Origin of the sequence: Kitasatospora sp. NPDC097643, assembly GCF_040302625.1 — a bacterium.
GTDB lineage: Bacteria > Actinomycetota > Actinomycetes > Streptomycetales > Streptomycetaceae > Kitasatospora.
In genome coordinates this window covers 172,922-198,708 of record NZ_JBEOSA010000008.1, presented here as the reverse complement: position 1 = coordinate 198,708, position 25,787 = coordinate 172,922, and the positions used below count along the sequence as shown (strand labels likewise).

At 72.3% G+C, this 25,787-nt stretch carries 29 protein-coding genes and 2 pseudogenes; 16 read left to right on the top strand and 15 right to left on the bottom strand.

Features of this window, described 5'->3' with window-relative positions; translation table 11 throughout:
* Positions 1–138: 138 nt before the first annotated feature.
* From ABTY15_RS08555 to ABTY15_RS08540, 4 genes are all read right to left on the bottom strand, one after another.
* Positions 139–774: a vitamin K epoxide reductase family protein gene (locus ABTY15_RS08555; protein ID WP_350578232.1), complete on the bottom strand. Its 636-nt coding sequence runs from the start codon at positions 772–774 to the stop codon at positions 139–141.
* Between the two features lie 11 nt (positions 775–785).
* Positions 786–1,616, bottom strand: coding sequence for a DsbA family protein (locus ABTY15_RS08550; protein WP_350578208.1), 831 nt, complete (start codon positions 1,614–1,616; stop codon positions 786–788).
* Positions 1,617–1,714: 98 nt separating this feature from the next.
* Positions 1,715–2,437, bottom strand: a complete 723-nt coding sequence (locus ABTY15_RS08545; RefSeq protein ID WP_350578205.1) for a hypothetical protein — start codon at positions 2,435–2,437, stop codon at positions 1,715–1,717.
* A gap of 80 nt (positions 2,438–2,517) precedes the next feature.
* Complete coding sequence (locus tag ABTY15_RS08540) at positions 2,518–2,991, bottom strand: SRPBCC family protein (protein WP_350578202.1); 474 nt, start codon at positions 2,989–2,991, stop codon at positions 2,518–2,520.
* A 177-nt stretch (positions 2,992–3,168) separates the two neighbouring features.
* On the opposite strand from ABTY15_RS08540, the gene ABTY15_RS08535 reads away from it, so the two are divergent.
* Positions 3,169–4,038 (top strand): Fpg/Nei family DNA glycosylase, encoded by an 870-nt coding sequence (locus ABTY15_RS08535; protein ID WP_350578199.1) that lies wholly within the window; start codon positions 3,169–3,171, stop codon positions 4,036–4,038.
* Positions 4,039–4,161: 123 nt separating this feature from the next.
* Here the strand turns inward: ABTY15_RS08535 and ABTY15_RS08530 are convergent, their stop codons facing one another.
* Together ABTY15_RS08530 and ABTY15_RS08525 are read right to left on the bottom strand one after the other, a co-directional pair.
* Positions 4,162–5,022 carry an SAM-dependent methyltransferase gene (locus tag ABTY15_RS08530; protein ID WP_350578196.1) on the bottom strand — a complete coding sequence of 287 codons (861 nt, stop codon included), beginning with the start codon at positions 5,020–5,022 and terminating at the stop codon, positions 4,162–4,164.
* 198 nt (positions 5,023–5,220) lie between these two features.
* Positions 5,221–5,559, bottom strand: coding sequence for a hypothetical protein (locus ABTY15_RS08525; protein WP_350578193.1), 339 nt, complete (start codon positions 5,557–5,559; stop codon positions 5,221–5,223).
* Positions 5,560–5,572: 13 nt separating this feature from the next.
* Here ABTY15_RS08525 and ABTY15_RS08520 point away from each other — a divergent pair, with 13 nt between their 5' ends.
* The 5 genes from ABTY15_RS08520 (at position 5,573) to ABTY15_RS08500 (ending at position 10,624) form a co-directional block, all read left to right on the top strand.
* The gene (locus ABTY15_RS08520; protein ID WP_350578189.1) at positions 5,573–6,223 is read left to right on the top strand and encodes a polysaccharide deacetylase family protein; all 651 of its coding nucleotides are present in this window, start codon (positions 5,573–5,575) and stop codon (positions 6,221–6,223) included.
* A gap of 176 nt (positions 6,224–6,399) precedes the next feature.
* Positions 6,400–6,723 (top strand): hypothetical protein, encoded by a 324-nt coding sequence (locus tag ABTY15_RS08515; protein ID WP_350578176.1) that lies wholly within the window; start codon positions 6,400–6,402, stop codon positions 6,721–6,723.
* Between the two features lie 100 nt (positions 6,724–6,823).
* Entirely contained in the window at positions 6,824–7,903 is a 1,080-nt protein-coding gene (locus tag ABTY15_RS08510) for a class I SAM-dependent methyltransferase (protein ID WP_350578173.1), read from the top strand.
* A gap of 172 nt (positions 7,904–8,075) precedes the next feature.
* On the top strand, positions 8,076–8,948 hold the full coding sequence (locus tag ABTY15_RS08505) for a sulfurtransferase (protein ID WP_350578170.1): 873 nt from the start codon (positions 8,076–8,078) through the stop codon (positions 8,946–8,948).
* Between the two features lie 146 nt (positions 8,949–9,094).
* On the top strand, positions 9,095–10,624 hold the full coding sequence (locus ABTY15_RS08500; RefSeq protein ID WP_350578167.1) for a M1 family metallopeptidase: 1,530 nt from the start codon (positions 9,095–9,097) through the stop codon (positions 10,622–10,624).
* 354 nt (positions 10,625–10,978) lie between these two features.
* Here ABTY15_RS08500 and ABTY15_RS08495 read toward each other — a convergent pair whose 3' ends face one another.
* Positions 10,979–11,950, bottom strand: coding sequence for an NAD-dependent epimerase/dehydratase family protein (locus tag ABTY15_RS08495; RefSeq protein ID WP_350578164.1), 972 nt, complete (start codon positions 11,948–11,950; stop codon positions 10,979–10,981).
* Between the two features lie 156 nt (positions 11,951–12,106).
* A complete protein-coding gene (locus ABTY15_RS08490) occupies positions 12,107–13,477 on the bottom strand; it encodes a condensation domain-containing protein (RefSeq protein WP_350578161.1) in 1,371 nt (456 codons plus the stop codon).
* A 242-nt stretch (positions 13,478–13,719) separates the two neighbouring features.
* Here ABTY15_RS08490 and ABTY15_RS08485 point away from each other — a divergent pair, with 242 nt between their 5' ends.
* A complete protein-coding gene (locus tag ABTY15_RS08485) occupies positions 13,720–14,862 on the top strand; it encodes a DUF4185 domain-containing protein (protein ID WP_350578158.1) in 1,143 nt (380 codons plus the stop codon).
* A gap of 11 nt (positions 14,863–14,873) precedes the next feature.
* Here the strand turns inward: ABTY15_RS08485 and ABTY15_RS08480 are convergent, their stop codons facing one another.
* Positions 14,874–15,017: a hypothetical protein gene (locus ABTY15_RS08480; protein ID WP_350578155.1), complete on the bottom strand. Its 144-nt coding sequence runs from the start codon at positions 15,015–15,017 to the stop codon at positions 14,874–14,876.
* Between ABTY15_RS08480 and ABTY15_RS08475 the strand changes: the two genes are divergently transcribed.
* Complete coding sequence (locus tag ABTY15_RS08475) at positions 15,016–15,180, top strand: hypothetical protein (RefSeq protein ID WP_350578152.1); 165 nt, start codon at positions 15,016–15,018, stop codon at positions 15,178–15,180. The genes ABTY15_RS08480 and ABTY15_RS08475 overlap by 2 nt on opposite strands.
* 33 nt (positions 15,181–15,213) lie before the next feature.
* Here ABTY15_RS08475 and ABTY15_RS08470 read toward each other — a convergent pair whose 3' ends face one another.
* Together ABTY15_RS08470 and ABTY15_RS08465 are read right to left on the bottom strand one after the other, a co-directional pair.
* The gene (locus ABTY15_RS08470) at positions 15,214–16,686 is read right to left on the bottom strand and encodes an FAD-dependent monooxygenase (protein WP_350578145.1); all 1,473 of its coding nucleotides are present in this window, start codon (positions 16,684–16,686) and stop codon (positions 15,214–15,216) included.
* 107 nt (positions 16,687–16,793) lie between these two features.
* Positions 16,794–17,222: a nuclear transport factor 2 family protein gene (locus tag ABTY15_RS08465; protein WP_350578144.1), complete on the bottom strand. Its 429-nt coding sequence runs from the start codon at positions 17,220–17,222 to the stop codon at positions 16,794–16,796.
* Positions 17,223–17,536: 314 nt separating this feature from the next.
* Between ABTY15_RS08465 and ABTY15_RS08460 the strand changes: the two genes are divergently transcribed.
* The 5 genes and pseudogenes from ABTY15_RS08460 (at position 17,537) to pstS (ending at position 22,030) form a co-directional block, all read left to right on the top strand.
* Positions 17,537–18,169, top strand: a complete 633-nt coding sequence (locus ABTY15_RS08460) for an RNA polymerase sigma factor (protein ID WP_350578142.1) — start codon at positions 17,537–17,539, stop codon at positions 18,167–18,169.
* Positions 18,166–18,981 carry a hypothetical protein gene (locus ABTY15_RS08455; RefSeq protein WP_350578139.1) on the top strand — a complete coding sequence of 272 codons (816 nt, stop codon included), beginning with the start codon at positions 18,166–18,168 and terminating at the stop codon, positions 18,979–18,981. Before ABTY15_RS08460 ends, ABTY15_RS08455 begins: the two co-directional genes overlap by 4 nt.
* Before the next feature lie 200 nt (positions 18,982–19,181).
* Positions 19,182–20,360 (top strand): alpha/beta hydrolase, encoded by a 1,179-nt coding sequence (locus ABTY15_RS08450; protein ID WP_350578136.1) that lies wholly within the window; start codon positions 19,182–19,184, stop codon positions 20,358–20,360.
* Between the two features lie 10 nt (positions 20,361–20,370).
* Positions 20,371–20,616, top strand: a complete 246-nt coding sequence (locus ABTY15_RS08445; protein WP_350578133.1) for a hypothetical protein — start codon at positions 20,371–20,373, stop codon at positions 20,614–20,616.
* 297 nt (positions 20,617–20,913) lie between these two features.
* Positions 20,914–22,030 (top strand): annotated as a pseudogene (gene pstS / locus ABTY15_RS08440) (phosphate ABC transporter substrate-binding protein PstS).
* A gap of 110 nt (positions 22,031–22,140) precedes the next feature.
* Here pstS and ABTY15_RS08435 read toward each other — a convergent pair.
* Positions 22,141–22,536, bottom strand: a complete 396-nt coding sequence (locus tag ABTY15_RS08435; protein WP_350578130.1) for a nuclear transport factor 2 family protein — start codon at positions 22,534–22,536, stop codon at positions 22,141–22,143.
* 44 nt (positions 22,537–22,580) lie between these two features.
* Positions 22,581–23,015 (bottom strand): annotated as a pseudogene (locus tag ABTY15_RS08430) (SDR family NAD(P)-dependent oxidoreductase); the annotation flags it as partial.
* 88 nt (positions 23,016–23,103) lie between these two features.
* On the opposite strand from ABTY15_RS08430, the gene ABTY15_RS08425 reads away from it, so the two are divergent.
* Both ABTY15_RS08425 and ABTY15_RS08420 read left to right on the top strand, forming a co-directional pair.
* Positions 23,104–23,211 carry a hypothetical protein gene (locus ABTY15_RS08425; protein ID WP_502893452.1) on the top strand — a complete coding sequence of 36 codons (108 nt, stop codon included), beginning with the start codon at positions 23,104–23,106 and terminating at the stop codon, positions 23,209–23,211.
* A gap of 197 nt (positions 23,212–23,408) precedes the next feature.
* A complete protein-coding gene (locus ABTY15_RS08420; protein WP_350578127.1) occupies positions 23,409–24,023 on the top strand; it encodes a DM13 domain-containing protein in 615 nt (204 codons plus the stop codon).
* Positions 24,024–24,071: 48 nt separating this feature from the next.
* Here the strand turns inward: ABTY15_RS08420 and ABTY15_RS08415 are convergent, their stop codons facing one another.
* Both ABTY15_RS08415 and ABTY15_RS08410 read right to left on the bottom strand, forming a co-directional pair.
* The gene (locus tag ABTY15_RS08415) at positions 24,072–24,302 is read right to left on the bottom strand and encodes a three-helix bundle dimerization domain-containing protein (RefSeq protein ID WP_350578125.1); all 231 of its coding nucleotides are present in this window, start codon (positions 24,300–24,302) and stop codon (positions 24,072–24,074) included.
* A gap of 46 nt (positions 24,303–24,348) precedes the next feature.
* Positions 24,349–24,687, bottom strand: a complete 339-nt coding sequence (locus ABTY15_RS08410) for a hypothetical protein (protein ID WP_350578122.1) — start codon at positions 24,685–24,687, stop codon at positions 24,349–24,351.
* Between the two features lie 269 nt (positions 24,688–24,956).
* Between ABTY15_RS08410 and ABTY15_RS08405 the strand changes: the two genes are divergently transcribed.
* Entirely contained in the window at positions 24,957–25,652 is a 696-nt protein-coding gene (locus ABTY15_RS08405; RefSeq protein WP_350578119.1) for an alpha/beta fold hydrolase, read from the top strand.
* Positions 25,653–25,787: the final 135 nt, after the last annotated feature.

Genomic DNA, 25,787 nt, shown 5'->3' with positions numbered 1-25,787 from the left:
GGCACGCCCAGCCGGGCGCCCAACGCCGCGCGCTGATCCGGCGCGAATTGTCAGACAGGCCCTACTCGGGCTGTGGCGGAGGGTACGGGAGGTGCGGTCGCCCAGCCCCGGGCGGGCTCCCCGGGGCCGGGCGGCGGGTCAGATCAGGGTGCTCCAGTAGTACCAGAACCGGTTGAGGATCAGCAGTGCGATCACCGCGTACCAGAGCGCCGGGACGACCCAGTGGTAGCGCGCCGCCTCCCGGACCACCGGGCGCAGGGCACGGCCGGTGGGGATGATCCCGGTGCGCAGGTTGTGCAGGGTGGTGTACCAGAAGAGCGGGATCATCGCCGCCCACACCACCATGCAGTACGGGCAGAGCGCACCGATCCGGTACAGCGCCTGGTACATCAGCCAGGTGACGAAGCCGATCCCGAAGACCGTCCCGGCCTGGAGGCCGAGCCAGAACCAGCGCCGGTACGCCGCGCCGGCGAGCAGCCCGGCGCCGATCGCGATCACGACCGCGAAACCGGCGAGCCCGAGCAGCGAGTTGGGGAAGCCGAAGGCCTCCGCCTGGTCGCTGCGCATGATCGAGCCGCAGCTGATGATCGGGTTGATGTTGCAGGTGGGGACGTAGGACGGGTCCTTCAGCAGCCGGATCTTGTCCAGCGTGAGGACCGCCGAGGCGAACAGCCCGACCGCGCCGCCGATCAGCAGCAGCCAGGCGAACGGGCGGCTCGCACCGTACGTCCGTGCGGCGAGGGAGGCGGGGGACCTGGTGGCGGTGGCCGTCATCCGGTCGGCCGTCACCCGGTCACCTGCTTGACCATGGCGGTGAACTGCTCGGGCGTGGCGGCCTTGCCGCCGGTGAGGACGTCCAGCTTCTTGCCGTCCAGCTTGACGGTCGGGGTGCCGGTGACGTCGCTGTTGTTGAACTCCTCGTTGACCTTGGCGGCCCACGGCGTGTAGGTGCCGTCCTGGACGGCCTTGACGAAGGCGTCGGTCTTCAGGCCGGGCACCTGGCCGGCCAGGTCGAGGATGCGGTTGACGTTGCCGAAGCCGTCCTCGCGCTCGTCGGGCTGGTTGGCGTACAGCACGTCGTGGAACTGCTTGAACTTGTCGACGCCCTCGTTCAGGGCGGCCCCGGCGGCGGCCAGCGCGGTGCGCGAGCCCTTGCCGCCGAGGTTCTTGTCCAGGAACGTCGCCAGGTGGTACTCGATCTTGTACGTGCCGGCGTCGGCCAGCTGCTGGATGGTCCTGCCGGTGCTGGTCTCCAGCTGCTCGCAGTACGGGCAGCGGAAGTCCTCGTAGATCTCCAGGGTGTGCGGGGCGTCGGCCTTGCCGTAGCTGATCACGGTGCCGTTCGGGCCGGTCGCGTTCGCCGGGACGACCAGCGGGCCGTTCGCGGTGGCGTCGGAGCCGGAGCCGGAGCCGGTGGAACCGCCGACGGCGAAGGCCACGCCCGCGGCGAGGGCGAGCACGGCGGCCGAGGCCGCGCCGACCACGACCCGGCGGCGGATCCGGTCGGAGCGCTCGGCCTGGGCGCGGGCGGCGCGCATCCGCTCGGTGGCGTTGGTCCTGCCGGTGCTGCTGCTCTTGCTGGTGGTCTTGCCGGTGGTCTTGCGGGTGTTGCTCATGGGAGGTGTCGTCCTGTGCTCTCGGGCGTACGGGTGCGGGCGCGCAGGGGCGCGCGGCAAGCGGACCGGCCGAGCTGATCGACGGGGAGGGCGCGGGCTCAGCAGGCCAGAGCGAGCGTCGGCGGACCACGCCGGACGGCCGGACGGACGACGACGTCCTCGGCCGGCACCAGCACCCGGCTGGCCTCGGGGAACGGCACCCGCGCCACCGGCCGGGCCGGGACGGGCGCGGCGAGCAGCCGCAGCCAGCGGGCGGCGGCCGGCAGGTGCCGGTGCAGGAAGTCACCCAGCATGCGGGCGGTGCGGGCCAGACCGGCCAGCGCGGCGTCGGCCCGGCGCAGCCAGTACGCGCCGGCCAGTGCGATCACCGTGTGCAGCAGCAGGAGCAGCCCCACTCCGGCCTGCGGGGAGACGCCGTGGCCGAGCAGGAACCCGCCGAGCGAGCCGCCGCCGCAGAGCAGCGGCTCGAAGCCGTGCCCGGCGCCGGTCGGCAGCGGAGAAGGCGGAGACGCCGGAGACAGCGGCGGCAGCTGGGCCACGGAGGGGCAGGTGCTCTGGGCGAGGTCGAACAGCGCGCTGACGCCCAGCTCCAGCGGGAGGAACACCGCCGCGACGGCCGGGTAACCGCGTTCGCGCCCGGCCAGGGCGTAGGCCGCCGCGAAGACGGCGACGGCGGACGGCGCCATCGTGCCGACCGGCAGCGCGCGGCCGGTGACCAGCACCTGGCCGAGCCCGGCGAGCAGCACGACCAGCGCGGCGAAGACCGCCGCGCGGAGCGTCCTGGTGGCCGGGCCGATGTCCATGGCAGTCGAGTCTGCCACAGGTCCAATCCTGAACGATCGGCTCGGCGGGCAGCTGTGAAGAGCCTCACCACCCGGTCTGAGCTGGGCTTATGCCGCGCTTACGGGGAGTCGGGCGGGCTCCGGCGGTGGCCGTCGGCGGCGGACGTCCGGGCCTCGACCAGGTCCTTGAAGTGCTCCAGGTCGCTGCGCACCGTCCGCTCGATCGCGCCGGCCAGGGCGAAGCCGCGCGGCCCGCCGAAGGCCTGGTGCACCGCCTCCGGGTCGTACTCCACCCGGATCTGCAGCCGGGTGTGCCGGGCGTCGAGCGGCAGCAGCGCGAACGCCCCGCTGAGCCGCGGACCGTCCAGCGTCCGCCAGGCCATCACCCGGCCCCGGCCGCGGTCGGTGATCTCGGTGTCCACGGCCCGTTCGCCGCCGCCGATCGCCACCCCGAGGTGCGCGAGGTTGCGGCCGTGCGGGTGCGCGCTGCGGACCCCGTCGACGAAACGCGGGTACTCGTGCACCCGGTGCAGCTGCTCCCAGGCGGCGAGGACGGGGGCGGCGATGTCGATCTGTTCCTCAAGGGTGCTCATGCGTCCACCTCGCTGCGCTCGGCAGGCGCTCCGCACAATGCGCACCTGATCTTGATGAGCTCACTTCGTTCGCTCATGAGAAGCGGGCCTCCTCGGGTGGCGGGTGACGCGCAGTACCAGCCTGCGCCTCGGGCGGGCGGCCGGGCAAAGGCGCCGTCCGTGCGGGAGACTGGGCGCATGCCGGAGCTGCCCGAGGTCGAGGCGCTGAGCGCCTTCCTGTCCGAGCGGCTGACCGGGCGCGTCGTCGCCCGCGTGCAGTCGGTGGCGATCAGCGCGCTGAAGACGTACGACCCGCCGCTCGGCGCGCTGGAGGGGTGCACGGTCGGGGCGGTGACCCGGCACGGCAAGTTCCTGGACATCGAGGCCGGCGGGCTGCACCTGGTGGTCCACCTGGCCAGGGCCGGGTGGCTGCGCTGGAAGGACCACCTGCCCGAGGAGCCGCCGCGCCCGGGCCCGAAGAACCCGCTGGCCCTGCGGCTGCGCCTGGAGGGCGAGGCCGGGGACGGCTTCGACCTGACCGAGGCGGGGACGAAGAAGGGGCTCGCGGTCTACGTGGTGCGGGATCCGGCCGAGGTGCCCGGGGTGGCCCGGCTCGGCCCGGACCCGCTGGACCCGGGGCTCACCCTGGCGGACTTCACCGCCCTGCTGAGCGGCGAGCGGCGCCGGATCAAGGGCGTGCTGCGGGACCAGAGCGTGCTGGCCGGGGTGGGCAACGCCTACTCGGACGAGGTGCTGCACGCGGCCCGGATGTCGCCGTACAAGCTGGCCGCCGACCTGACCGAGGAGGAGATCGCGCGGCTGTTCGAGGCGCTCGGCGGCACGCTGCGCGAGGCGGTGGAGCGCTCGCGCGGGCTGGCGGCGGGGGAGCTGAAGGCGGAGAAGAAGCTGGGGCTGCGGGTGCACGGCCGCACCGGGCTGCCCTGCCCGGTGTGCGGGGACACCGTGCGCGAGGTGTCGTTCGCGGACTCCTCGCTGCAGTACTGCCCGACCTGCCAGACCGGGGGCCGGCCGTTGGCGGACCGGCGGATGTCGCGGCTGCTGAAGTGAGCGGTGGGGGCGGGTCGTGGTTGGCCCGGGTCGTGTCTGGCCGGGTCCGGTAGGTCGGACCCGGCCGGTGGCGGGTGGCTCGGCGCGAGGTGGCTCGGCGCGAGGTGGCTCGGCGCGGGTGCCTCAGCGCTTGATGGCGACGCCGCCCCAGTAGTACGCCGCCTTCGGGTCGGCCGGCGGTTCGCCGTCCGGGCGCCAGGCCAGGACCGGGGCGACGCCGGGTTCGACCAGCTCCCAGCCGTCGAAGAAGCGCAGGACGTCGTCGTAGCCGCGGGGGACGAGGGTCATCCCGCCGGCCCGGGCGGCCTCGGCGACCTTGCCGACGGCCACCGGGTCGAAGTCCTGGGTGGGTGTGGTGAGGGCGAGACAGCTACCGACGGGCAGTGCGTCGCGCAGTTCGGCGACCCGGCCCCAGGGGTCGTCCTCGTCGGCGATCAGCATCAGGACGGCGATCATCAGCAGACCGACCGGCTGGGTGAGGTCCAGGGTGGAGGTGAGCGCCGGATCGGCGAACAGCTCCTCGGGCTTGCGCAGGTCGGCGTGGATGTAGGTGGTGCGGCTGGCCGGGCTGGAAACCATCAGGGCGCGAGCGTGGGCCAGCACGATCGGGTCGTTGTCGACGTAGACCACCCGGGTGCCGGGGCTGACGGTCTCGGCGATCTCGTGGGTGTTGGGCGAGGTGGGGATGCCGGTGCCGAGGTCGAGGAACTGGCGGATGCCCTGCTCCTGGGCGAGGTGGCGGACGGCCCGGCCCTGGAAGGCGCGGTTCGCCTTGGCCATCTGCTTGACGCTCGGCACGGCCTGCTCGATGGCCTGGCCCATGGCGCGGTCCGGCGGGAAGTTGGTCTTGCCGCCCAGCCAGTAGTCGTACACGCGGGCCGAGTGCGGGGTGGTGGTGTCGACGCCGAAACGTTCCCACTGGCTCAGCTCGGCTGCGTCGTGGTCGTGCTGGTCCTGGTCGGGGAAGTCCTGACTTGTCGTCATGGCAACGTCCTCTGATGGCAGATCATCACACTGGGGGGCTCAGCGTAGCGTCCCTGGGAGAATGCTGAGAGCCGGGCCGGGGAGACTGTGCGGACCCTGGGCGAGTTGCGCCGTCGGAGTGATGATCGGGTCCGTAGGAGGTGCCGACCGGGAGCGGTGTCGGCGCACGGGGGAAGCATTCAGAATGCTGTCAGATCGTCAGATTACTTCGCGTAGGTTGCTGCTGGTCGCGGCCGGGATGTCACTGCTCGGGGCGGCGGCCGGCTGCCGGAGCCCGTTCGGTGACGGGGGCGGGGACGGCGGCGGGGCCGGGGCCGCCCCGACGCCCGGTCCGGAGGCCGCCGAGGCGGGGGCGATGGGGGCCGCGCCGGTCGGCTCGCCCTCGCAGTGGAGCGGCTCCGGTGGGTCGCCCGGCCCCTCGTCCGGTGCGCCGTCCGGCTCCGCGTCCGGCTCCGCGTCCGGCTCCGCGTCCGGCTCCGCGTCCGGTGCCTCGCCGGTGTCCTCCCCGTCCGCGTCTTCCGCTGCTGCGCCTTCCACTGCCGTGCCCGCCGTGCCCTCCGGCGCCGGGCCGAGCGTGGAGCCCGTCCACAAGGCGCTCTCGGCGTCGGAGAGCAAGCCGGTGTACGAGCTCGACGCGGAACGGCGGGTGGTCGCGCTCACCATCGACGACGGCCCGGACCCCCGGCACACACCGACCGTGCTGGCGCTGCTCCAGCAGCACGGGATCCGGGCGACCTTCTTCCTGATCGGCGAGAACGCCGTCCAGTACCCGGCCCTGGTGCGGGAGATCGCGGACCGCGGCCACCACATCGCCAACCACACCTGGACCCACCCCGACCTGCGGAACCTGTCCGAGGGCAAGGTGCGGGACGAGCTGGAGCGCACCTCGGACCTGCTGCACCGCACCACCGGCCGGCTGCCGACCTGGTTCCGCGCGCCCGGCGGGGACTGGTCGACGGTCTCGCTCAAGGTGGCCGCCGACCTCGGGATGCGGAACATGGGCTGGTCGGTGGACCCGCGGGACTGGGCCCGGCCCGGGACGTCGGTGATCACCGACCGGATCCTCAAGGACGTCCGCCCCGGTGCGATCGTGCTGAACCACGACGGCGGCGGGGACCGGTCCCAGACGGTGGCGGCGCTGAAGACCTACCTGCCGGTGCTGATCGACTCCGGGTACTACTTCACGGCTCCGCCGAACTGAGGGCGCGAGCGGCGGGGGTGGCGGCACGGGGTGGTCGTAGGGGTAGCGGGTTTCCGCTTCAAACCACCCGAAAGGGTGGATTGGGAGAACCGTTTCTGCGGATTTTGGGCCTCTAGGGTGATCTCGCATCAATTCCCCAGGTACCACCGGGTACCGCCCTGAAAGGCCCGCTTCCCATGCGTCTTCGGAACGCCGCGCTCGCCGCCGCCAGCGCCGTCGCCCTCGTCCTCGCCGTCCCCGTCTCCGCGAACGCCGCCACCGGTGAATTCCTCTACAAGGTCGGCCCCGGGGTCCCGACCGGCCTGGCCGACCCGGCGAGCCGCGTGTGCATCGACCTCCCGGACATCGGGACGCAGCCGGCCTTCGCGCCGGAGAACCTCACCGATTCGACGGCCACGGTGTTCCTCGACTCCCACTGCGACGGGGACGTCTTCTACGTCATGAACCCGGGCAAGCGGCTCGGCGACCGCCTGAAGCTCCGCTCCGTCCTCTTCTCCTGAGCCCGCCCGCGGCGCCCCCGTGCCGCCGGGTGGGGTGGTGCGGGGGAGCGGCGTAGCGTGACAAGGGAGGGGGCGCCGTCCCGGCCGCGGAGGAGGAGTGATGTCCGTGCGGGAACTGGACACCGAGAAGCAGGAGGCCTTCGCCGGCCACGTGGTGGAGGTGCTCAACGACGCCTGCGTGGGGCTGATGACCAGCATCGGCCACCAGACCGGGCTGTTCGACCTGATGGCCGGACTCGCCCCGTCGACCAGCGAGGAGATTGCCCGCGCCGCCGGCCTGAACGAGCGCTACGTGCGCGAGTGGCTGGGCGCCATGGTGGTCGCAGGCTTCGTCGAGTACGACCCGGAGCGGCGCAGCTACCTGCTCCCGCCCGAGCACGCGGCGTCACTGACCCGGGCCGCCGGGCCGGAGAACATGGCGGCGATGATGCCGTTCCTCGCCATGATGGGCGAGGTCGAGCAGGAGCTGCTGGGCCACTTCCGCACCGGCGGCGGGATGCCGTACTCGGCGTACCCGCGGTTCCAGGGGCTGATGTCGGAGGAGTCCGCCCGGGTGTTCGACCAGGCGTTGGTCGACGGGATCGTGCCGCTGGTGCCCGGGCTCACCGAGCGGCTGCGGGCCGGCATCGACGTGCTGGACGTCGGCACCGGGCACGGGCACGCCGTCACCGTGCTCGCCCGGGCGTTCCCGGCCAGCCGGTTCACCGGCATCGACATCGCCGCGAACGGGATCGCCGCGGCCCGCGCGGCGGCCGCCGAACTCGGCCTGGCCAATGCCCGGTTCGAGGTCGCCGACTGCGCCGAGCTGACCGGCTCCTACGACCTGGTCACCGCCTTCGACGTGATCCACGACCTGGCCCACCCGACCCGCACGCTGGCCGCCGTCGCGGGCGCGCTGCGGCCCGACGGCCTCTTCCTGATGGGCGACGTGGCGGCCAGCAGCAAGCTGGAGGAGAACACGGAACACCCGCTCGGACCGGCGCTCTACGCCTTCTCGACCTTCTACTGCATGACCGTCTCGCTCGGCGAGGGCGGGGAGGGGCTCGGCACCGTCTGGGGCGAGCAGACCGCTCGGCGGATGCTGGCCGAGGCCGGGTTCGGGTCGGTCGAGGTGAGGCAGGCCGAGGACGACATCATGAACCTGTACTACGTCGCGCGGCTGGACAGGGCCGCAGCCTGACGGGGTCCGTTCCCGGGAGTCGCTCTCGTTCCCGGGGCCTGCTCTCGGGGTGGCCCGGGCGGGGCCGTCGGCGTACGTTCGAAGTGTCCGGCCCGGTTGCGTGGCGGACCATGTCCGCGCCCGGGCGCGCTGTCCCGCAACGCCGTGTGCGGGGAGTGAAGGAGGGCCCGGGATGACCGGCAACGGCTACGCACACCCCGAGCGGCTGGTCCACACCGAGTGGCTGGCCCACCACCTGGACGACGGCACCATCCGGGTCGTCGAGGTGGACGAGGACACCACCGCGTACGAGCAGGGACACATCCCCGGCGCGGTCGGCTGGAACTGGAACACCGACCTGCACAGCCGGGTCGGCCGCGACTACGTCGACCGCGAGGGCGTTCAGCACCTGCTGCGCGCGGCCGGTGTGGAGGACGACACCACCGTGGTGCTGTACGGCGGCAACAACAACTGGTTCGCCGCGTACGCCTTCTGGCTGCTGCGGCTGCGCGGCTTCGAGCCGGTACGGCTGCTGGACGGCGGGCGGAAGAAGTGGGAGCTGGAAGGGCGCGAGCTCACCCGGGAGGTGATGGACTACCAGCACTCCTCCTACCGGCTGACCGGGCCCGAGCATCCGGAGCTGCGGGCGCTGCGCGACGAGGTGCTGGCCAAGGCCGAGGTGTTCGCCAAGCCCGGCGCGGACGCGGTGCTGGTGGACGTCCGCTCGCCCGCCGAGTTCCGGGGCGAGCTGATCGCGCCGCCGCACCTGCCGCAGGAGCAGGCGCAGGTGCCCGGGCACATCCCCGGCGCGGTCAACGTCCCGTGGTCGCAGGCGGCCAACGACGACGGGTCGTTCCGTTCGGCGGAGGAGCTGCGGGCGCTGTACGGGGGCAAGGGCGTCGAGGCGGAGCGCGAGGTGATCGCGTACTGCCGGATCGGCGAGCGGTCCGCGCACACCTGGTTCGCGCTCACCGAGCTGCTGGGGTACCCGCACGTCAAGAACTACGACGGCTCGTGGACGGAGTACGGCTCGCTGGTGCGGGCGCCGGTGGCGATCGGGGTGTGACCGCGGGCGAGCTCGGGTCACGGGAGGGAAGCGGCGTCATTTCGGCCTGTTTCTTATCATGAACATCTCATAATCAGGGAGTGGACCGGGGGTCGCCGGGAGAAGGATCAATCCGACCCACCGGCCCAATGACCCTGGAGGACCACGTGCGCAAGAGGCTGATCGTCTCTGCTGCCAGTGCCCTGACCCTCTTCCTCGCCGTGCCCGCCTCGGCGACCGGCTTCCAACCCGGCGCGGCCGGAGTCGGCGACACCTACTACCCGTCCTACGGCAACGGCGGGTACGACGTCTCGCACTACGACATCCGGTTGAAGTACCAGCCCGCCACCGACGAACTGGAGGGCACCACCACCATCCTCGCCACCGCCACCCAGGACCTCTCCCGGTTCAACCTCGACTTCGCGCTCAACGTGCAGGAGGTCCGGGTCAACGGGTGGCCGGCCACGTTCGCCACCAGCGGGGAGCAGGAGCTGGAGATCACCCCCGCCCGACCGCTCGCCAAGGGCAGCCAGGCCACCGTCGTGGTCCGCTACAAGGGCGTCCCGTCGGCAGTCAAGAAGTACGGTTACACCGCCTGGCTGCGCACGCCCGACGGCGCGGTGGCCGCCGGCGAGCCCGAGTCGGCGTGGTGGTGGTTCCCCAGCAACGACCACCCGAGCGACAAGGCCACCTTCGACGTCTCCGTCCAGGTGCCGGACGGCAACGAGGTGATCAGCAACGGCATCCTCACCGGCAAGCGCTCCCAAGCCGGGTGGACCCGCTTCAGCTGGCGCGAGAACAAGCCCCAGGCGACGTATCTGGCCACGCTCGCGATCGGCAAGTTCGACGTCACCACCGACACCACACCGAGCGGGCTGCCCGTCTACAACGCGTACAGCCGCGACCTCGGCGAGAACGCCGACGCGGCCCGGGCCAGCGTCGAGCGCACCGGCGAACTGGTCGACTGGCTGAGCGGCTACTTCGGCGAGTACCCGTTCAGCTCGATCGGCGGCTATGTGCCCAACGTCCCCACCAGGTTCGCCCTGGAGACCCAGACCCGGGTCTTCTACAGCCCCCGGCAGTTCGCCCGCGGCACCAACACCTCCGTCGTCGTGCACGAGCTGGCCCACCAGTGGTACGGCGACAGCGTCTCGCTCTCGCGCTGGAGCGACATCTGGCTCAACGAGGGCTTCGCCGCGTACGCGCAGTACCTCTGGTCCGAGCACGAGAACGAGGGCACCGCGCAGGAGCTCGCCGACTACGTCTACGCCTCGCACCCGGCCGACGACCCGTTCTGGACCGTCAAGCCGGGCGACCCGGGCCCGGACAACCAGTTCGCCGGCGCCGTCTACGACCGCGGAGCGGTGGCTCTCCAGGCGCTGCGCAACGCCGTCGGGGACGAGAAGTTCTTCGCGATCCTGAAGGGCTGGCCCACCGAGCGGAAGTACGGCAACGCCACCATCCCGGAGTTCCAGGCGTACGCGGAGAAGGTGTCCGGGCAGAAGCTCGGGGACCTGTTCACCACCTGGCTGTTCACGGCCTCGAAGCCGGCCACCGGCCCGGTGGCCGGCGGTGCCTCGGCCGCCGCGCTGGCGCCGGGTGCCGACGGCGGGAAGGCCGACGGGGCGGTGCCGGTGGAGCCGAAGTCCTGGAAGAAGATCCAGGAGGCCAACTCCCGCCATGGGGAGGGGCGCTGACGGTGCTCTGGCCAGGCTGTGAACCGGTGGCCCTGGTGACCGGTTGACCGGGTCACGGGAGGGCGGGCGTGGCCCGGCCGTCCGCCGAGGTGGGCGGGCGGCCGGGCCACGCCGCTCCGTGGCCGTCCGTCGCCGGCCCCCGGCGAGTTCGGCGGTGGCGAGCGCGGTGGCGAGCGCGGTGGTGGTGAGCGTGGTGGTGCCGGGTGCGGCCATGGTGCCCCCTGGTGGTGCTGCTGTCGTGCGGTCGTGCCCGTGTGGTCGTACCGGTGCGGTCGGCCGGTGAGGTCGTTCGGGGTCGACCGTAGCGGGTGGTACTGACAATCAGTCAGGGGGCGGTCGACGGCTGTCCGCTGCTCAGCGGGCGCCCGCCGCCGCGGCGAGCAGGTCGGCCTCCTGCTCGGGGGTGAAGCCGTGGTCGAGGGGCGGTTCACCGCGGCCGCGGTCCCAGGCGAGCACGTCGGCGGCGGTGACCGCGAGCGGGGTGGCGGGCAGGCCGGCCGCGCGGGCCCGGGCGGCACTGCGCTGCTGGCCGGTCCACTGGTCCTCGGTGCGGACCAGCGGGAAGAACGGCCCCGGGGCGCTCTCCGGCGGGACCGGAACGAGCTCGACCTCGGTGCCGGCGCTCGCCGCGCAGGTGGTGATCAGGCCACCCAGCGTGGTCGGTTCGGCCGGTCCGACGGCGTGGAACGCGCCCGGCCGGTCGTCCTGGAGCAGCTGGACCACCAGCCGCGCCAGGTCGCGGGCGTCGACCAGCTGGACCGGCTGCTCCAACCGCCCCGGCACGGCGATCCGCCCGCCCCGGGCGGCCCGGCGGGCCCAGTAGACCAGCCCCCGCTGCGGGTCGTGTGGGCCGGCGACCTTTCCCGGCCGCACGATCGTCGCCCGGTCGCCGTAGCGTTCGGTGACGTCGTCCTCGCAGGCCACCTTGAGCGGGCCGTAGGTGTCGTCGGTCAGCTCCGGCGCGTCGCGCAGCGGCGCCCGGCGCGGGGCGGACTCGTCGGAGCCGGGCGCGCTGCCGTCCTGCCGGTACACCGCGACGGCGGAGATGAACAGGTAGCGGCCGACCCGGTCGCCGAGCGCGTCCATCGCCTGGTCGACGTGGCGCGGCCGGTAGCCGCTGACGTCGACCACCGCGTCCCAACTGCCCCCGCGCAGCGCGGTGTAGTCGCCGGTGTCGCGGTCGCCGGTGAGCCGGACTGCGGCGGGGAAGAGGTCCGGGTTGGTGCGGCCGCGGGTGAACAGGGTCAGTTCGGCACCGCTGCGCAGGGCGTCGTCCGCGATCGCGCGGCCGACGAAGGAGGTGCCGCCGAGGATGAGGATTCGCATACGGCGTAGCGTACCCGCCGGGTTCAACCCGATTGAGTGGTAGGGGAATTCGGGTCGCGTCGTCCTCGGCGGCCGCCTTAGTCGCCACGTGCCCGCCAGGGCCGCCACATAGCCGCCGTAGCCGTAAAGGGCCGCTGTGGCAGACCCGCGCGGGCCCTAGGTCGGGCCGAGGGTGCGGGACTCGGTGAGGATCAACTCCTCGACGCCGTACAGGAAGCGCTCCATCGCCGGGCGGGGGAGGGCGGCCGGGTCGGCGGTCAGGGCGAGGCTGAGCGCGTCGGGGGAGCGCAGCGCGTCCAGGGCGTAGGTGAGGCCGGGGCGGGGGGCGAACTCGACCGGCCAGGTGAGGGTCGTCCGCTCGCCGCCGTCGGGTTCCGCGGGTGCGGGTGCGGGCGCGGCGAGTTCGCGGGTGTCGTTGAAGACACAGGACCGGTCGGCGAGCGGGACCCCCTCGGCCGTGAGTTGTTCGAGCTCGGCGTCCAGCTCGAGCCGGTCGTAGTAGGCGTGGCGGTAGGCACCGATCGCGGCGGCGTGCGTGCGCCGGACGATATCGCCGAACTCCCCGGTGGTGTCCGGGAGATGGAACAGTCCGTCGCCCACGACCACGCTCACCGCGTTGGTCAGTTCGGGCAGGAAGCGGTTGTTGACCACCACGTTCAGCACCGCCTCCGGCGAGCCGGACAGCCGGGCCGTCATGGCGGCGGTGGCCGCCAGCAGGACGGACGAGGAGCTGACCCGGTGGGCGGCGGCGACGCGTTCGACGGCGGCGGGCAGGGCCGGTGAGCGCAGGACGGCGTTCGGGAAGGCCCGGGCGATCGGGGCGGCGGAGTCGGCGGGCCGTGGGAACAGCCGTTCCGGGCCGGTCCGGAGCTTGCGCAGGAGCTGCTTGCGGGCGGCCCCGTCCCGCCGCAGGCCCCGGTCCGAGGCCTGGAACTCGGCTTCCTCCAGCGGCTGTCGGGCCGGTTCGCGGAGCCCGGCGAGTTCGGTGGAGGTGGTGCCCAGGGCGAGCGCGGTGAGGTCCGCGACCAGGCGGGTCATGCCCGAGCCGTCGACGGCCGTGTGGGAGAGCACCAGGCCGATGTGCCGGGCGAGTCCGTCCACCTCGACCACGCCGACCCGGATCGGCCACTGCGTGGCGCAGTCGAAGGGCTGTGCCGCGAGTTCCGTGTGCAGCCGGGCACCGGCCTCGGCGGCTTCGGCCGGTCCGGACCCGGCGGCGCAGTGCCGGGTGTGCAGGGGCAGGGTGCCGTCCGGGTCGACGATCTGGCGCAGCCGGCCGTCCTCGCCGGGGACGAGCCGGGTGTGCAACGAGTCGTGCAGGCGCAGCAGTTGCTCCAGGGCGTCGAGCAGGACGGGCAGCGGCAGCCCGGGGTCGAGGGGTGCGGCGGTGGTGATGTTGTAGCGCGGCGCGTCGGCCGGGGCGAGCCGGCGGACGGCCTCCCAGATGGCCTGTTGGCCCCAGGTGGCGGGCCCGGAGCCGGACCGGCCGGACGTGAGGGTGATCTGCAGCTGTGGACGAGTGGTCACCGTGTGGCTCTCCGAGGTGGCGGGGGAACGGGTCGTCGTGCCGGGTGCGGTGGGAGCGCGTGTGCTGCTGGGGAGAGTGTGGCGTACCGGCGGTCGGGCGTCGAGAGCGCTCCGGAGGGCGGCCTCGGGGCGTGGGCCTACTTCGTCCGGGTGAAGGTTCGTCCACCGAGCGACGGGGTGACAGCGGGCCGCCGTAGCCTCGGGGCGGAGGAATTCGTCGATCCGGAAAGGTCATTGACGGAATGACAGACTCATCGGACGGGAACGGCGGGACTGGCGGGTACGACGGGACGACCGGCCGCCCCTCCCGCCGCAAGCTGCTCAAGATCGGCGTCGGCGTCGCGGTGGGGGCGGGCGCCCTCGGTTCGGGCGCCCCGGCGGCGGTCGCCGGCGACCCCAACGGCCCGACCAGCCCGACGATCGCGGTCAAGGTGAAGAACCTCAGCGGCCCGGTCGAGACCGGGCCGTTCGCCTCGCCGTGGACCGACCTCGGCATCCCCGTGCGGTGCCCGGACGGCAGCATGCTGTTCGTCTGCGGCGACACCTTCGACGGCGACCAGGTGGGCGCCGCCGACTGGCGCGCCCCGGTCGGCCTGCGCTCCAGCAGCGCGGACCCGGACAACCTGCGCATCGACGGGAGCGTCGGCGGCGGCCACGCCCGCAGCCTCGTCGACGAGCCGCACAACCCGGTCGGCGAGGGGTTCACGACGGCGATCCCGTCCGACGTGTTCGTCGTCGACGGCGTGCTGTACCTGCATCTCATGCGCGGCGTCATCTACGACACCCACCACACCGACTTCTGGCGCTCCACCGACAACGGCGAGACCTGGGAGTACCTGTGCCAGTGGCCGGGCGACCTGCACGGCGGCCAGTTCCAGCAGAAGACGTACGCCGTGGCCGACGACGGCTACTGCTACGTCCTGTCCACGGTGTTCAACCGCGACGTGGACTCCGGCATGCTGCTGCACCGGGTCCGGAAGGAGAGCCTCGGCAATCCGGACGCGTACGAGCCGTGGGGCTACTCCGACGGCGCCTGGCGGTGGAACGCACCCGTCCCGACGACCGTCCTCGGCACCCGCAAGTGGGGCGAGCTGTGCTTCCGCGCGATGGACGGCAAGTACGTCCTCACGTGGCTGAACATGGCCCCGCTGTCGATCCGGGCGATGGTCTTCCCGCTCCCGACCTCGGACCTGACCAGGACGCTGGAGCAGACCATGATCCTCCCCGGCAACCCGGGCCAGGACGCCGGCAACCTCGTCGCCAGCCCGTACGGCGGCTTCGTCGTCCCCGGCTCGACGTTCGGCAACTTCCACATCGTCGTCAGCCAGTGGTACGACCCGACGAACTACCGGATCATGCAGTACCGGATCGCCATGGTCTCCTGAGCCCGCTCGCCTCACCCGTCCGCCGCGGGTCCCCGGTGCACCGGGTCGTCGGTGCACCGGGTGACCGGGTCGGCCGTCCAACTGGCCGGCAACCGCAGCGCGTCGGCGAGCAGGTCTACCGACTGGTCACCCAGCCTCCGCAGTGGCTGTCCCATGGACATCCTGGCCGCGCTGTGTGACGTCCGCGGCTGCACGCCGAACGACCTGATCGAGATCACCGCGGCGGCAACCGAGGTACGCGAGAGCGCCGGGATCGGCACGGTCGCCCCGCCACCGCCGGTCCGCCGCACGACCATTCGCCGTCCGCAAGGGCTGTGACGACCCATGGCGGCGTGGGATCACCGAGCGCGCTCAGCGGCGCAGGGCGCGCAGGGCGGTGAGGCAGTCCGCGGCCCGGCGCTGCGGGTCGGTGTCGGTGCCGGCCCAGGCGATCCGGGCGTCCGGCCGGATGAGGACGGCGGTGACGTCCCGCCAGATCGGGTCCGCCGCTGTGGTGTTGACGGTTACCGTCCGCTGTTCCAGGCCATCTGTGGGGCACGGCGTCCGCGTCCCGCCGAGGTCCAGCAGCAGCGGTCGGCCGTGGTGCATCAGCGGGTGGGCGGTGGGTGCGTCGGGCGTGTCCAGGGCGAGGCCGGCGAGTCGGGTGCCGTTCAGCGGGTGCGCGCCGGGTGCGGTGTCGGTGGGGAGCGGGTCGTCGAAGCCGGCGATCCGGCGGGCCCACTGGCGGTTGGTCTGCGGTTCGGCCAGCGCGGTGGACCAGACCTCGCGCAGCGCGATCTGCTCCGGGCTCGCCGCGGCGAACAGGGCGAGCTGCGCGCGGGTGTTGTCGATGACGGCGCGGGCGGCCGGCCGGCGCTCCGTGTCGTAGCTGTCGAGCAGTCCGTCGGGTGCCCGGCCCTGGAGGGTGGCGGCCAGCTTCCAGCCCAGGTTGGTGGCGTCCTGGATGCCGAGGTTCATGCCCTGCCCGCCGGCCGGGAAGAACATGTGCGCCGCGTCCCCGGCCACCAGCACCCGTCCGGCCCGGTACCGCGCGGCCTGGCGGGTGGCGTTGCCGTAGCGCGACAGCCAGTGGGGGTTGCGCATGCCCAGGTCCCGTCCCAGGAGCGCGCGGGTCTGCTCGCGCACCTCCTCCAGGGTCAGCGGTTCGCCGGTGCCACGGTGCATGGTGGCGATGGAGAGGCCCGCCAGGCGGTGGACGCCGTCGCCGATCGGGGCCGCCAGGAACGAACCGGCCGACCCGGTGGCGGCGAGCGGCCCGGTGGGCGGATCGTCGAGTTCGACGTCGGCGAGCCATCCGGTCAGCGTGGTGTCCTGACCGGGGAAGTCGATGCCGGCCGCCTGGCGCACCGCGCTGCGGGTGCCGTCGCAGCCCACCGCCCAGCGGGCCCGCACGGTCCGGTGGGTGCCGCCGGCCCGGATCACCGCCTCGACGGCGTCCGGCCCCTGGGTGAGCGAGACGACCTCCTCCCCGCGCAGCACTCGGGCGCCCACGGCAACCGCGTGCTCCTCCAGGAGCTGTTCGGTGACGGACTGACCGAGCGCCAGCATGAACGGGTGCACCGCCCCGACCGTGGAGAAGTCCAGCCGGGTGGTCGCCGCGCCGAAGTGGCCGGTCGGCACCGGGGTGCCGCGTTCGATGAACCGCTCCGCGAGCCCGCGGGTGGCGAAGGTGTCCAGCGTGCCGGCCTGCATGCCGACCGCGCGCGACCGTCCGTCCGGTGCCGACCGGCGTTCCACGACGGTCACCTCCACCCCGTGCAGGCGCAACTCCGCGGCGAGCCAGAGCCCCACCGGGCCGGCTCCGGCGATGAGCACGTCGAGCATGACAACCACTTCCTCTCACTCATGGACATTGCTTGGACAGATGGCAACGTGACGCGGGGGCGGCCCCAGGCCCAGTCAGCGGGCCGGTCGGCCTGACCGGAAACCGCTCATGAACGCCCTGGCTGGCAGCGGGCGCTGCCAATGTTGCGGTCGCTGTCGGCGCCCTGGAGCATCAGGGTGGTCTCCTCGATGCGTCGGAATCGGCCGTCGGGGGCGAACTCGCCGAAGAGGTAGACCTCCACGCGGACGGAGGAGCCGTCGGTCTTGTCGACCTCGATGATGTGCCGGTCGGCGTACAGGTCGCCGTCGCCCTGCACGAGTTCCTCCAGCACCTGGATCGAGCCGCCCGCGACGATGCCGCGCAGGTGGGCGATGTGGGCCGTGAACTCGCTCCGGTCGGCCCAACTGCCGTCGGTGCGCTGGCGGTAGTCCGGGGCGAAGTGCCGGTCCACGGCCTCGGACAGCTCCAGCCCCGGGGTGAAGAGCAGGTCGGTCATGGCGGAGACGACGTCGGTACGGAAGGCCGTGGAGGTCATGTCGGTCCTCACAGAAAGGTCGGGAACACGGGTTCCCGAATCGGAGATTTGCGTGCGTCGAGCACGCATCTGAAGAGTACAACAGATTGCGTGCGCCGCGCACGCTAATCTGGAGGCATGTCGAACGATGTAGGACGCGAGATCGCCGAGATCGGCGCGCCACCCTGCTCGCGCTCACCGAGGCGTCCGGCGAAAAGAGCGGACCGTACGACCGCCCGGACAGGCGGTGAGCGCCGGAGCCGTGTGATGTGCGTCATGGGAACTGGTTTGGGTCGTCGCACCAGATAGCAGGTGTGGACTATTCGGATCCAGATTTGCGGACTCGGGTGCGGGCCGGTGACCGGGACGCGTTCGGGCAGCTCTTCGACACGTACGCGCGCGCGGTGTACAACCACGTGTTCCGGCTCACCGGGGACTGGTCGGCGGCGGAGGACGTGATGTCGCTGACCTTCCTGGAGGCGTGGCGCCAGCACGGCCGGGTCGGTGCCGAGGGTGGGTCGCTGCGGCCCTGGCTGCTGGGCATCGCCACCAGGCTGGTCAGCAACCAGCGCCGGGCCGCCCGGCGGCACCGGGAGGTGATGGCCCGGCTGCCGCCCGTGCCCGAGGGCGTCCCCGACTTCGCGGAGGAGGCGGCCGGGCGGATCGACGACGCGGCGCGGATCGCCGCCCTGCGGGGCGCGTTGGCGGGGCTGTGGCGCCCTGACCGGGAGGTGCTGGCGCTGTGCGTGTGGGCGGGCCTGGACTACCAGGAGGCCGCCGAGGCCCTCGGCGTACCGGTGGGCACCGTCCGCTCACGGCTCTCCCGCGCTCGGGCCAAGCTGCACCGTCTCACCGAGGCGGCCGCCCGCCGGGCCCCGCGGGAAAAGACGGAACTCGGCCGCGACCCACACCAGATGAAGAGTGGGCCCGCGACCGCGGCCCCGTCCCCCAAGGAGGCACACCAGTGAACGCCGACCAGTGGCCGGATCCGGTCGAGCGCGCCGACCTGCTCGGGCAGCTGCCCCTGCCGGCCGAGCGCGACCTCCCGCCAGGACGCCACGCCCTGCATCGGGAGCGCCTGATGAACCGGATCGACCTCGACACATCCGCCACCTCGACCACCGCTTCGCCCACCAGGCGGCCCGCCCGGCCGCGCTTGCGGCGACGGCTGGCCTTCACACTCGCCGGCGCCCTGACCGCAGGCGCGGCGGTCGTGGGCGTGACGCTGTACGACCGGGCGAACAGCGGACCGTTGAGCTCCGCCGAACTCGCCAGCTGGACCGGCAACCCGACCGCCGTGGACACCTCGACGGGCCGGGGCGCCACCGCCCTGAAGTGGTGCCTGAACGGGATGCCGGACCCCGGCGGGCCCGTCACGATCACCAACGCGGACCTCCGCGGCAAGGTCACCTCCATGGTCGTCGCCCGCGGCGGCACCGTCATGCTCTGCTACGTCGCCTCGAAGGACAGCGGTCTGGCGATGTCGATCGGTGCCGTGAAGCCCGTCGCGCACGACGTGATCACCTACGACACCGGCGGCTCCCACGGCAGCGGCTCGGCCACGTTCAACTACGCCGAGGGTCTCGTCGGGGCCGACGTCAAGGCGGTCACCATGAAGGACGCCGGGCGGACCTTCGAGGTCACCCTGGACAACGGCCGCTGGACCGCCTGGTGGCCCGGCTCCGACGACGACAACGGCGGCGTGCCCGACTCGGTGACCCTCACCCTCGCCGACGGCACCATTCGCACCGTCACCGGGGACTCGCTGTTCCAGAAGTAGGCCGGGGCGGCCGAGCGGTGGCGGCGTCCGGCCTGTCGACCGGGCGCCGTCACCCCACCGTGCACGGGTGCGCGTCGGACCGCCTCGGCAACTCCCAGGAAACTCCCAGACAGAGGCAACCGAACAGCCGTTCCAGGCTGTCCCCCCATGAGACCGGGCACACGGGCCCGGCCGGCACAGAAAACCAGGCACGAACCGCAATGAACCTGACCGGCACTCCCTTCTTCGTCCTCACCGTCGTCCTGTTCGTGGCCTCCCTAGCGCTGGCCATGGCGCAATGGCTCGGCAGGGGAGCCCCCTTCCGGGCGGCCCGGACCGTGGACGGGCGGCGCACGCCGCTGCGCGCGCTCTCGTACCTCGGCACCGTACTGCTCTGCCAGTTCACCGCCGTGGCCATGGTCTTCGTGGTCGTCAACGACGAGAACCAGCTCTACGACTCCTGGGGCGACCTGCTGGGCACCTCCAGCCACGTCCGGGCCGTGCCCGTGCCCCCGAAGGACGAAGGCCTGGCCGGTGACCAAGCCGCCGCCCCCGCCGCTTCCGCCGGTCCCTCCGGCACCCCCGCGCCCAAGGTGCCGCAGGCCTTCCACGCGCCGGACTCGGACGCGGTGCCCCGGAACGTGAAGCAGGCCGACCTCAAGGGCCGGCTCTCCGGCGTCGACGGCGAGGTGCTGGTCTGGACCCCGCCGCAGTACGACGACCCGGCCTACAAGGACAAGACCTTCCCGGTGGTCGAACTGCTCGTCGGGTACCCCGGATCCTCCAGCGCCTGGTTCGGCGACGCCATGGACGCGACCAAGCAGCTCGAACCGCTGATGAAGTCCGGTCAGGTGACGCCCTTCATCCTGGTCGCACCGCGCGTCACCCTCGGCAACGCCGACACCGGGTGCGCCGACATCCCCGGCAAGGTCAACGCCGAGACCTGGCTCTCACGGGACGTCCCGCAGATGATCGTCGACAACTTCCGCGCCGACACCACCCCGGACCGCTGGGCCCTGTCCGGCTACTCGGCCGGCGCCCACTGCGCCCTACGCCTCGCGCTCGCCCACCCGAACCGGTACCGCGCCGCGATCAGCATGTCCGGCTACAACGACCCGGCCGGCGAACCGGCCTCACTGACCGCCAAGGACCCGAAGCTGCGCGAGAGCGCCAACCCGCTCCACATCCTCACCCACGCCCAGACCCCGCCGAACGTCGCGCTCTACGTGACCGGCAAGCGGGGCGACGGACTGGAGGACGCGATCGCCCTCCAGCAGGCGGCGAAGAGCCCGACCGCCGTCACCCCGTTCGAGACCACCGGCGCGCACCTGACGTCGACCTGGAAGCCGCTGGTCGTCCCGACCTTCAAGTGGCTGACCGGGATCATCCCGCCCCGCTGACGGCCCGGCCGTGGGCCCCGACAAGCTGATCGCCACCAGCAAAGCCGACGTCAAGATGCTCGCCACCGCCGGCGACGGCACCTCCTACGAGGTCAACCTGGTCAAGGCCTGGGCCGCCAAGGCCGTCCCCCCGACCACCGTCGAGTACTACGAGCAGCCCGGCGGCCGGCACAAGACCGTGGACTTCGAGAAGCTGATCCCGATGGCCCTGGAGTGGCTCACCAAGAACCTCACCGGTCCGCAGAGCGACAGTTGACGCCGCGCGGGACCGCCCCGTCGCAGTGGCAGTGCGGGGCTGCCGTGATGGTCCGCCCACATCCGGGCCCCGGACAGTATCGTCCGGGGCCCGCTGACGAATGGCTCCGACCGCGGCGTCACCTGTATCCAGCTCGACTCGTCCGCGCAGAGAAGGCGACCACCGTAGTGCTGATGGAAGGTCAATTCACGGTGACATCCAGGGGGCTGGCAGTGCGTCACGGGTGCGTGTGAGGTTTCACTGCACACGATGGCCGCGTCCGTTCGCCGGTGTGCCACGTGATCGCAGGGAGTCTCCGTGTCCGTTGCTCGTCCACTCGTGCTCCGTTCGTTGAAGCCGTCGGCGCTGGCACTCGTTCTGGCGGTCGCCGCCACGGGGTGCGGCTCGGATTCCGGTTCCGCGGCCGGGGCCGGGACGGCCTCCGCGTCGATCGCCTGCGGCGGATCGGGGCAGTTGCTGGGCGCGGGGTCCACCGCCCAGGGCAACGCGATCGACGTGTGGAAGAGCGCGTTCGGGTCGGCGTGCCCGGGCGTCACCGTCAACTACAGCGGTGTCGGTTCGGGGGCCGGCGTCCAGCAGTTCAACGCGGGCAAGGTGGCCTTCGCCGGCACCGACGCGGCCCTCAAGCCCGCCGAGGTCGACGCCTCCAAGCAGGTCTGCACCGGCGGCCGGGGCATCGACCTGCCGATGGTCGGCGGCCTGATCTCGATCGTCTTCAACCTCCCCGGTGTCGACAGGCTCGTCCTCGACGGCCCCACCACCGCCAAGATCTTCGACTCGCAGATCACCACCTGGAACGACCCGGCCATCGCCGCGCTCAACCCGGGCACCACCCAGCCCGACGCGCCGATCCAGGCGATCCACCGCGCGGACGACTCCGGCACCACCGCCAACCTGACCGCGTACTTCGCCGCGGCCTCGGGCGGCGCCTGGGCCTACCCGCCCGGAAAGGCCTGGGCGGGCAAGGGCGGACAGTCCGCCAGCGGCTCCGCCGGAGTCGCCGCCCAGGTCAAGCAGGTTGAGCAATTCCATCGGCTACGTCGAACTGTCCTACGCCCAGAGCAACGGCCTCAAGAGCGCTGCGATCAACACCGGGGCTTCCAAGCCGGTCGAGGCCACCGCCGCGAACGGCGCCACCACCCTCGCCAAGTCCCAGATCACCGGAACCGGAGGCGACCTCACCTTGAACCTGGACTACGCGGCCAAGGAGGAGAACGCCTACCCGCTGGTCCTGGTCACCTACGAGGTCGTCTGCGACAAGGGCAACAATGCCTCGGCGCTGCCCGCCCTCAAGTCCTTCCTCACCTACACCAGCAGCCAGGCCGGCCAGCAGGCCATCGCCCCGATCGGCTACGTCCCGCTGCCGAACGAACTGATCTCCGAGGTCCAGACCGCGGTCTCCGGCCTCTCCTGAAACCACGGCGCAAACGGCGGCCGGGACGCCCACCTGGGCGGTGTCGCCGTCCGATGCTCGGGCTGGCGCGAGCAAAGGCCGATGCGGTGCGGACAGCGGGGGGACCCGGGTCACGGTTCCGTGGTGGCCTCGGGCTCCAGCCGGGAGACCTGGTAGTGGGCGATGGCCCAGCCGTCCTCGGTGTGCGTCAGCAGGACGCCGAGGTACACGCTCAGCGTCGGCCGGTCGGTGAACGAGAAGTCCACGGACAGGTATCCGAGGACCAGGCCCTCGGCCGGGCGCCTGGTTTCGAGGATCCGGTACTCGGGGCTCAGGCCCAGGGGTTGGGAGTCGTAGTACTCGGCGATGCCCTTCCGTCCGACGCTGTACGGGTGCAGTCCCTGGAAGACCGCGTCTTCGGTGAACTCGGCTGCGACGAGCTCGGGTCGGTGTGCGTCGACGGCGGCCTTCCACCGGTCGAGGACCCCGCGGAGGATGGCTCGCTCGTCCGTCGTGCTGTCGTTCATCACGTGCTCCTGGGCGGTAGTGGGTAGTGGGTAGTGGGTGGGGTTCAGTGGCCGGCGCTCATGCCGCCGTCGACGTGCAGGATCTCGCCGGTGACGAACGGCGCGTTCTCCAGGTAGACGACCGCGTCGACGATGTCGTCGATTTCGCCCAGTCGGCCGACGGGATGCAGGGCGGCGAGGAACTGGTGGGTCTCCTCGGCGTGCATGGGGGTGCGGATGGTGCCGGGGGAGACGGCGTTGGCGCGGATACCTCGGGTGGCGTACTCGATGGCGAGGGATTTGGTGGCGGCTTGCAGGCCGCCCTTGGTCAGTGAGGCCAGGACGGAGGGGACCCTGGCGTCGGCGTTGTCGACCGGGCTGGTGGTGACGGTGACGATGTGTCCGCTGCCCTGGGCGAGCATCTGGCCGATGGCCAGCTGGGTGAGGTGGAAGAACCCGGTCACGTTGACGCCGGTCCCGGTGGCATAGTCCTCGGGCGTCAACCCCAACCACCCCAAGTTCTTCGACGCGGTGCCGCGCGACGCCCGGTTCGGCAACGGCCGCACCGCGCGCCAAGTCTTCCGGTCCATGACGGAACGCCAGGCCCGGCGGATCGCGGACCTCACTGCCCCCGGCGAGGCTCAACTCGTCGTCCTGGACGAACACGACCTGCCCGAGCGAGCCGTCTCCCGCTGACTTCCATGCAGGTATCGCGGTGTGTGGCCCGGCATTCCCGATGCGAGCAGTCGGCGCTCGCCCGGCCGGTGCTCGTCTTACCGGGCCATTACGGTGCGGCTGCGCCCCTCCCGCCGGTGCTCAGGTCCCGGTAGTCATGTTCCGTCACCCGTCATCAGCAGGGCACGACATCGTGCCGAGGCCGTTCAGGAGATCCGATGCCCGACCGTCTTTCGGAGAGCGGTAGGAAGCGCCGCCGCCGTCCGGCGCTGCTCACAGTGCCGGTACTCGCGCTGGCCGTCGCCGCCTTCGCCCTCTACCTGTTCCAGCCTTGGAAGGCGTTCACCAGTACCACCGTCGACGAGGCGTTGCCGGTCGGCCTGCCGGCCACCGCCGGCGCGAGCGCCGTTCCGCAGTCGCAGTCGCAGTCGCAGTCGCAGCCGTCGGCGTCGGCGTCGTCGCCATCCGGGTCGGCTGCCGTCCCGTTCGACCTGGCGCGCGGCAGCTTCGTCTCCGGGGAACACGACACCAGTGGCACCGCCCGACTGGTCCGCCTCCCGGACGGGGCGACGGTGCTGCGCCTGGAGAACCTGCGCACCTCGGAGGGACCCGACGTGCGTGTCTACCTCTCCGCCGGCTCCGCGGCCGAATCTCGCGCGGACACGCTCGGTGACGGTGCCGTGGAACTCGACCGTCTCAAGGGCAACCTCGGCAATCAGAACTACACCGTCCCGGCCGGCACCGACTTGTCCAGGATCCGCAGTGTCGTCATCTGGTGCAAGCGGTTCTCGGTCACTTTCGGTGCGGCCGACCTCGCTGCGGTCCCGAGCTGAGCCGCTGCTCCCGCTAGCGCCCGGGGTCAGCCCTCGGAGGATCCGGGATCAGCTCTCCGGGGCGGGCCGGGTGTCCGATGGCGGCAGTTCGAGCCGGGCCCTGGCGCGGCGCTCCGTCAGGATCGGGACGAACGTCCGGACCTTGGCGTCGCGTAGTTCGTCGTAGGCACCCACGACGAGCGCGTCCACGGTGGCCGCGTCGGCCTCGGGGTGGGAGGCCTTGAGCCGGGCGGCGACCAGCCGCATCGCCACCTCGTCCTCGGGCGAAACCCAGGTCACGGTCGCCCCATCCGGTTGGGGGCCACCGGGCGGCTCGCGTGCCGGGTCAACGGTGGTCACGGCGCGGGTCCATCGGTTGGCGGTGGGACGTCGACGCGGTGAGGGTCACCACGGCGACCTCGCTCCCGGGTTCTGCGGCCCCGTGGCAGGTCAGGGTGAGCAGGCCCGCGTCGGCCAGGTCTCGGAGGGCCTCACGCAGGAGGCCGGGTTCGACGCGCAGGGCCACGGCCGCGGCCGTCACCGGAAACGTCGCCGTCCGGGCGAGGTGCTGTCGCGGATCGGCGACGAGATCGACCAGCAGCCCGGCCACGATCCGCCCGGTCGGAAGCTCCCTGGCCCGCCGGGCCCAGTCGATCGCCCAGTCCTCAACCGCAACCGGCTGCACCGGCCCACGCCCCTTCCCGTCCGCCTGCCTGGGGCCGATCTGCCGGTCCGCCCGACACCCGGCCCCCGAACCCCGTATTCAGCATTCTCCGGTTGCCCGGACCGGATTGCCCGCCGTGCCGGGTCCTGCCCGTGCCCTCGCCCGATTCTTGACCGAGAACACGTGATACGTGGCCTGTGCATGTCATTGCTGCCCACAGGTGGCGCGGAGAGGTGGTCGGCGCAGCACCATGGGCAAGGGGGGAGTCACGGGTCGACGTGGAGGTGGCGATGAGAGTCGTGTTCGTGCACGGGGCGTGTGTGCGTGACGGGTCGTGGTGGTGGCACCGCACCGCCGAGCTGCTGCGGGAGCGGGGGGTGCGGAGCGCGTCCCCGGCGTTACCGAGCTGTGGCGAGGCGGGTCTGCCCGGTGGCCTCGGCGGTCCGGGGTTGCCCGAGGATGTTGCCGCGGTGCGGCAGGCGCTCCAGGCCGACGATGAGCCGACCACCGTGGTCGCCCACAGCTACGGCGGTGTCGTCGTCGCGGAAGCCGCTGCGGGACTCGGGTCGGTGCGTCATCTGCTGCTGGTCTCCAGCTACCTGCCCGAGGTCGGGCAGAGCCTGTCGGAGTTCGGGGACGGCAGCCCCGCCCCGTTCCTCGACATCGACCCCGACGTCGGCACCTTCGGAGTCCGCCCCGAGCTGCTCGTGGAAACGTTCCTTCAGGACTGCGACCCCGAGGTCCGGGCGCAGGTGCCGAACCACCTCGCCCGGCAGAGCCTTCAGGTCACCGGGCAGCCGGTCGGGGCGGCGGCATGGCAGCAGGTGCCCACGACCTACCTCGTCTGCGCTCAGGACCGGGGCACCCCGCCGCGGCTTCAGCGTGAGTTCGCCCGCCGGGCCGACAACGTCGTCGAGCTCGACGCCGGCCACCACCCGTTCCTGTCCCGGCCTGCCGCAGTCCGGGACCTGCTGTTGAACCTGTGACGGCAGCCGCGGACGAGCCGGTGAACGTGATCGTCAACGGTTCAGCTCAGGCCGGGCACCGTACCGATGGGGTGGCAGCGCGGTTTTCGTCATCCCGGTGGGGCACGGGTCGAGGCCGGCGGTGCCAGGCCAACA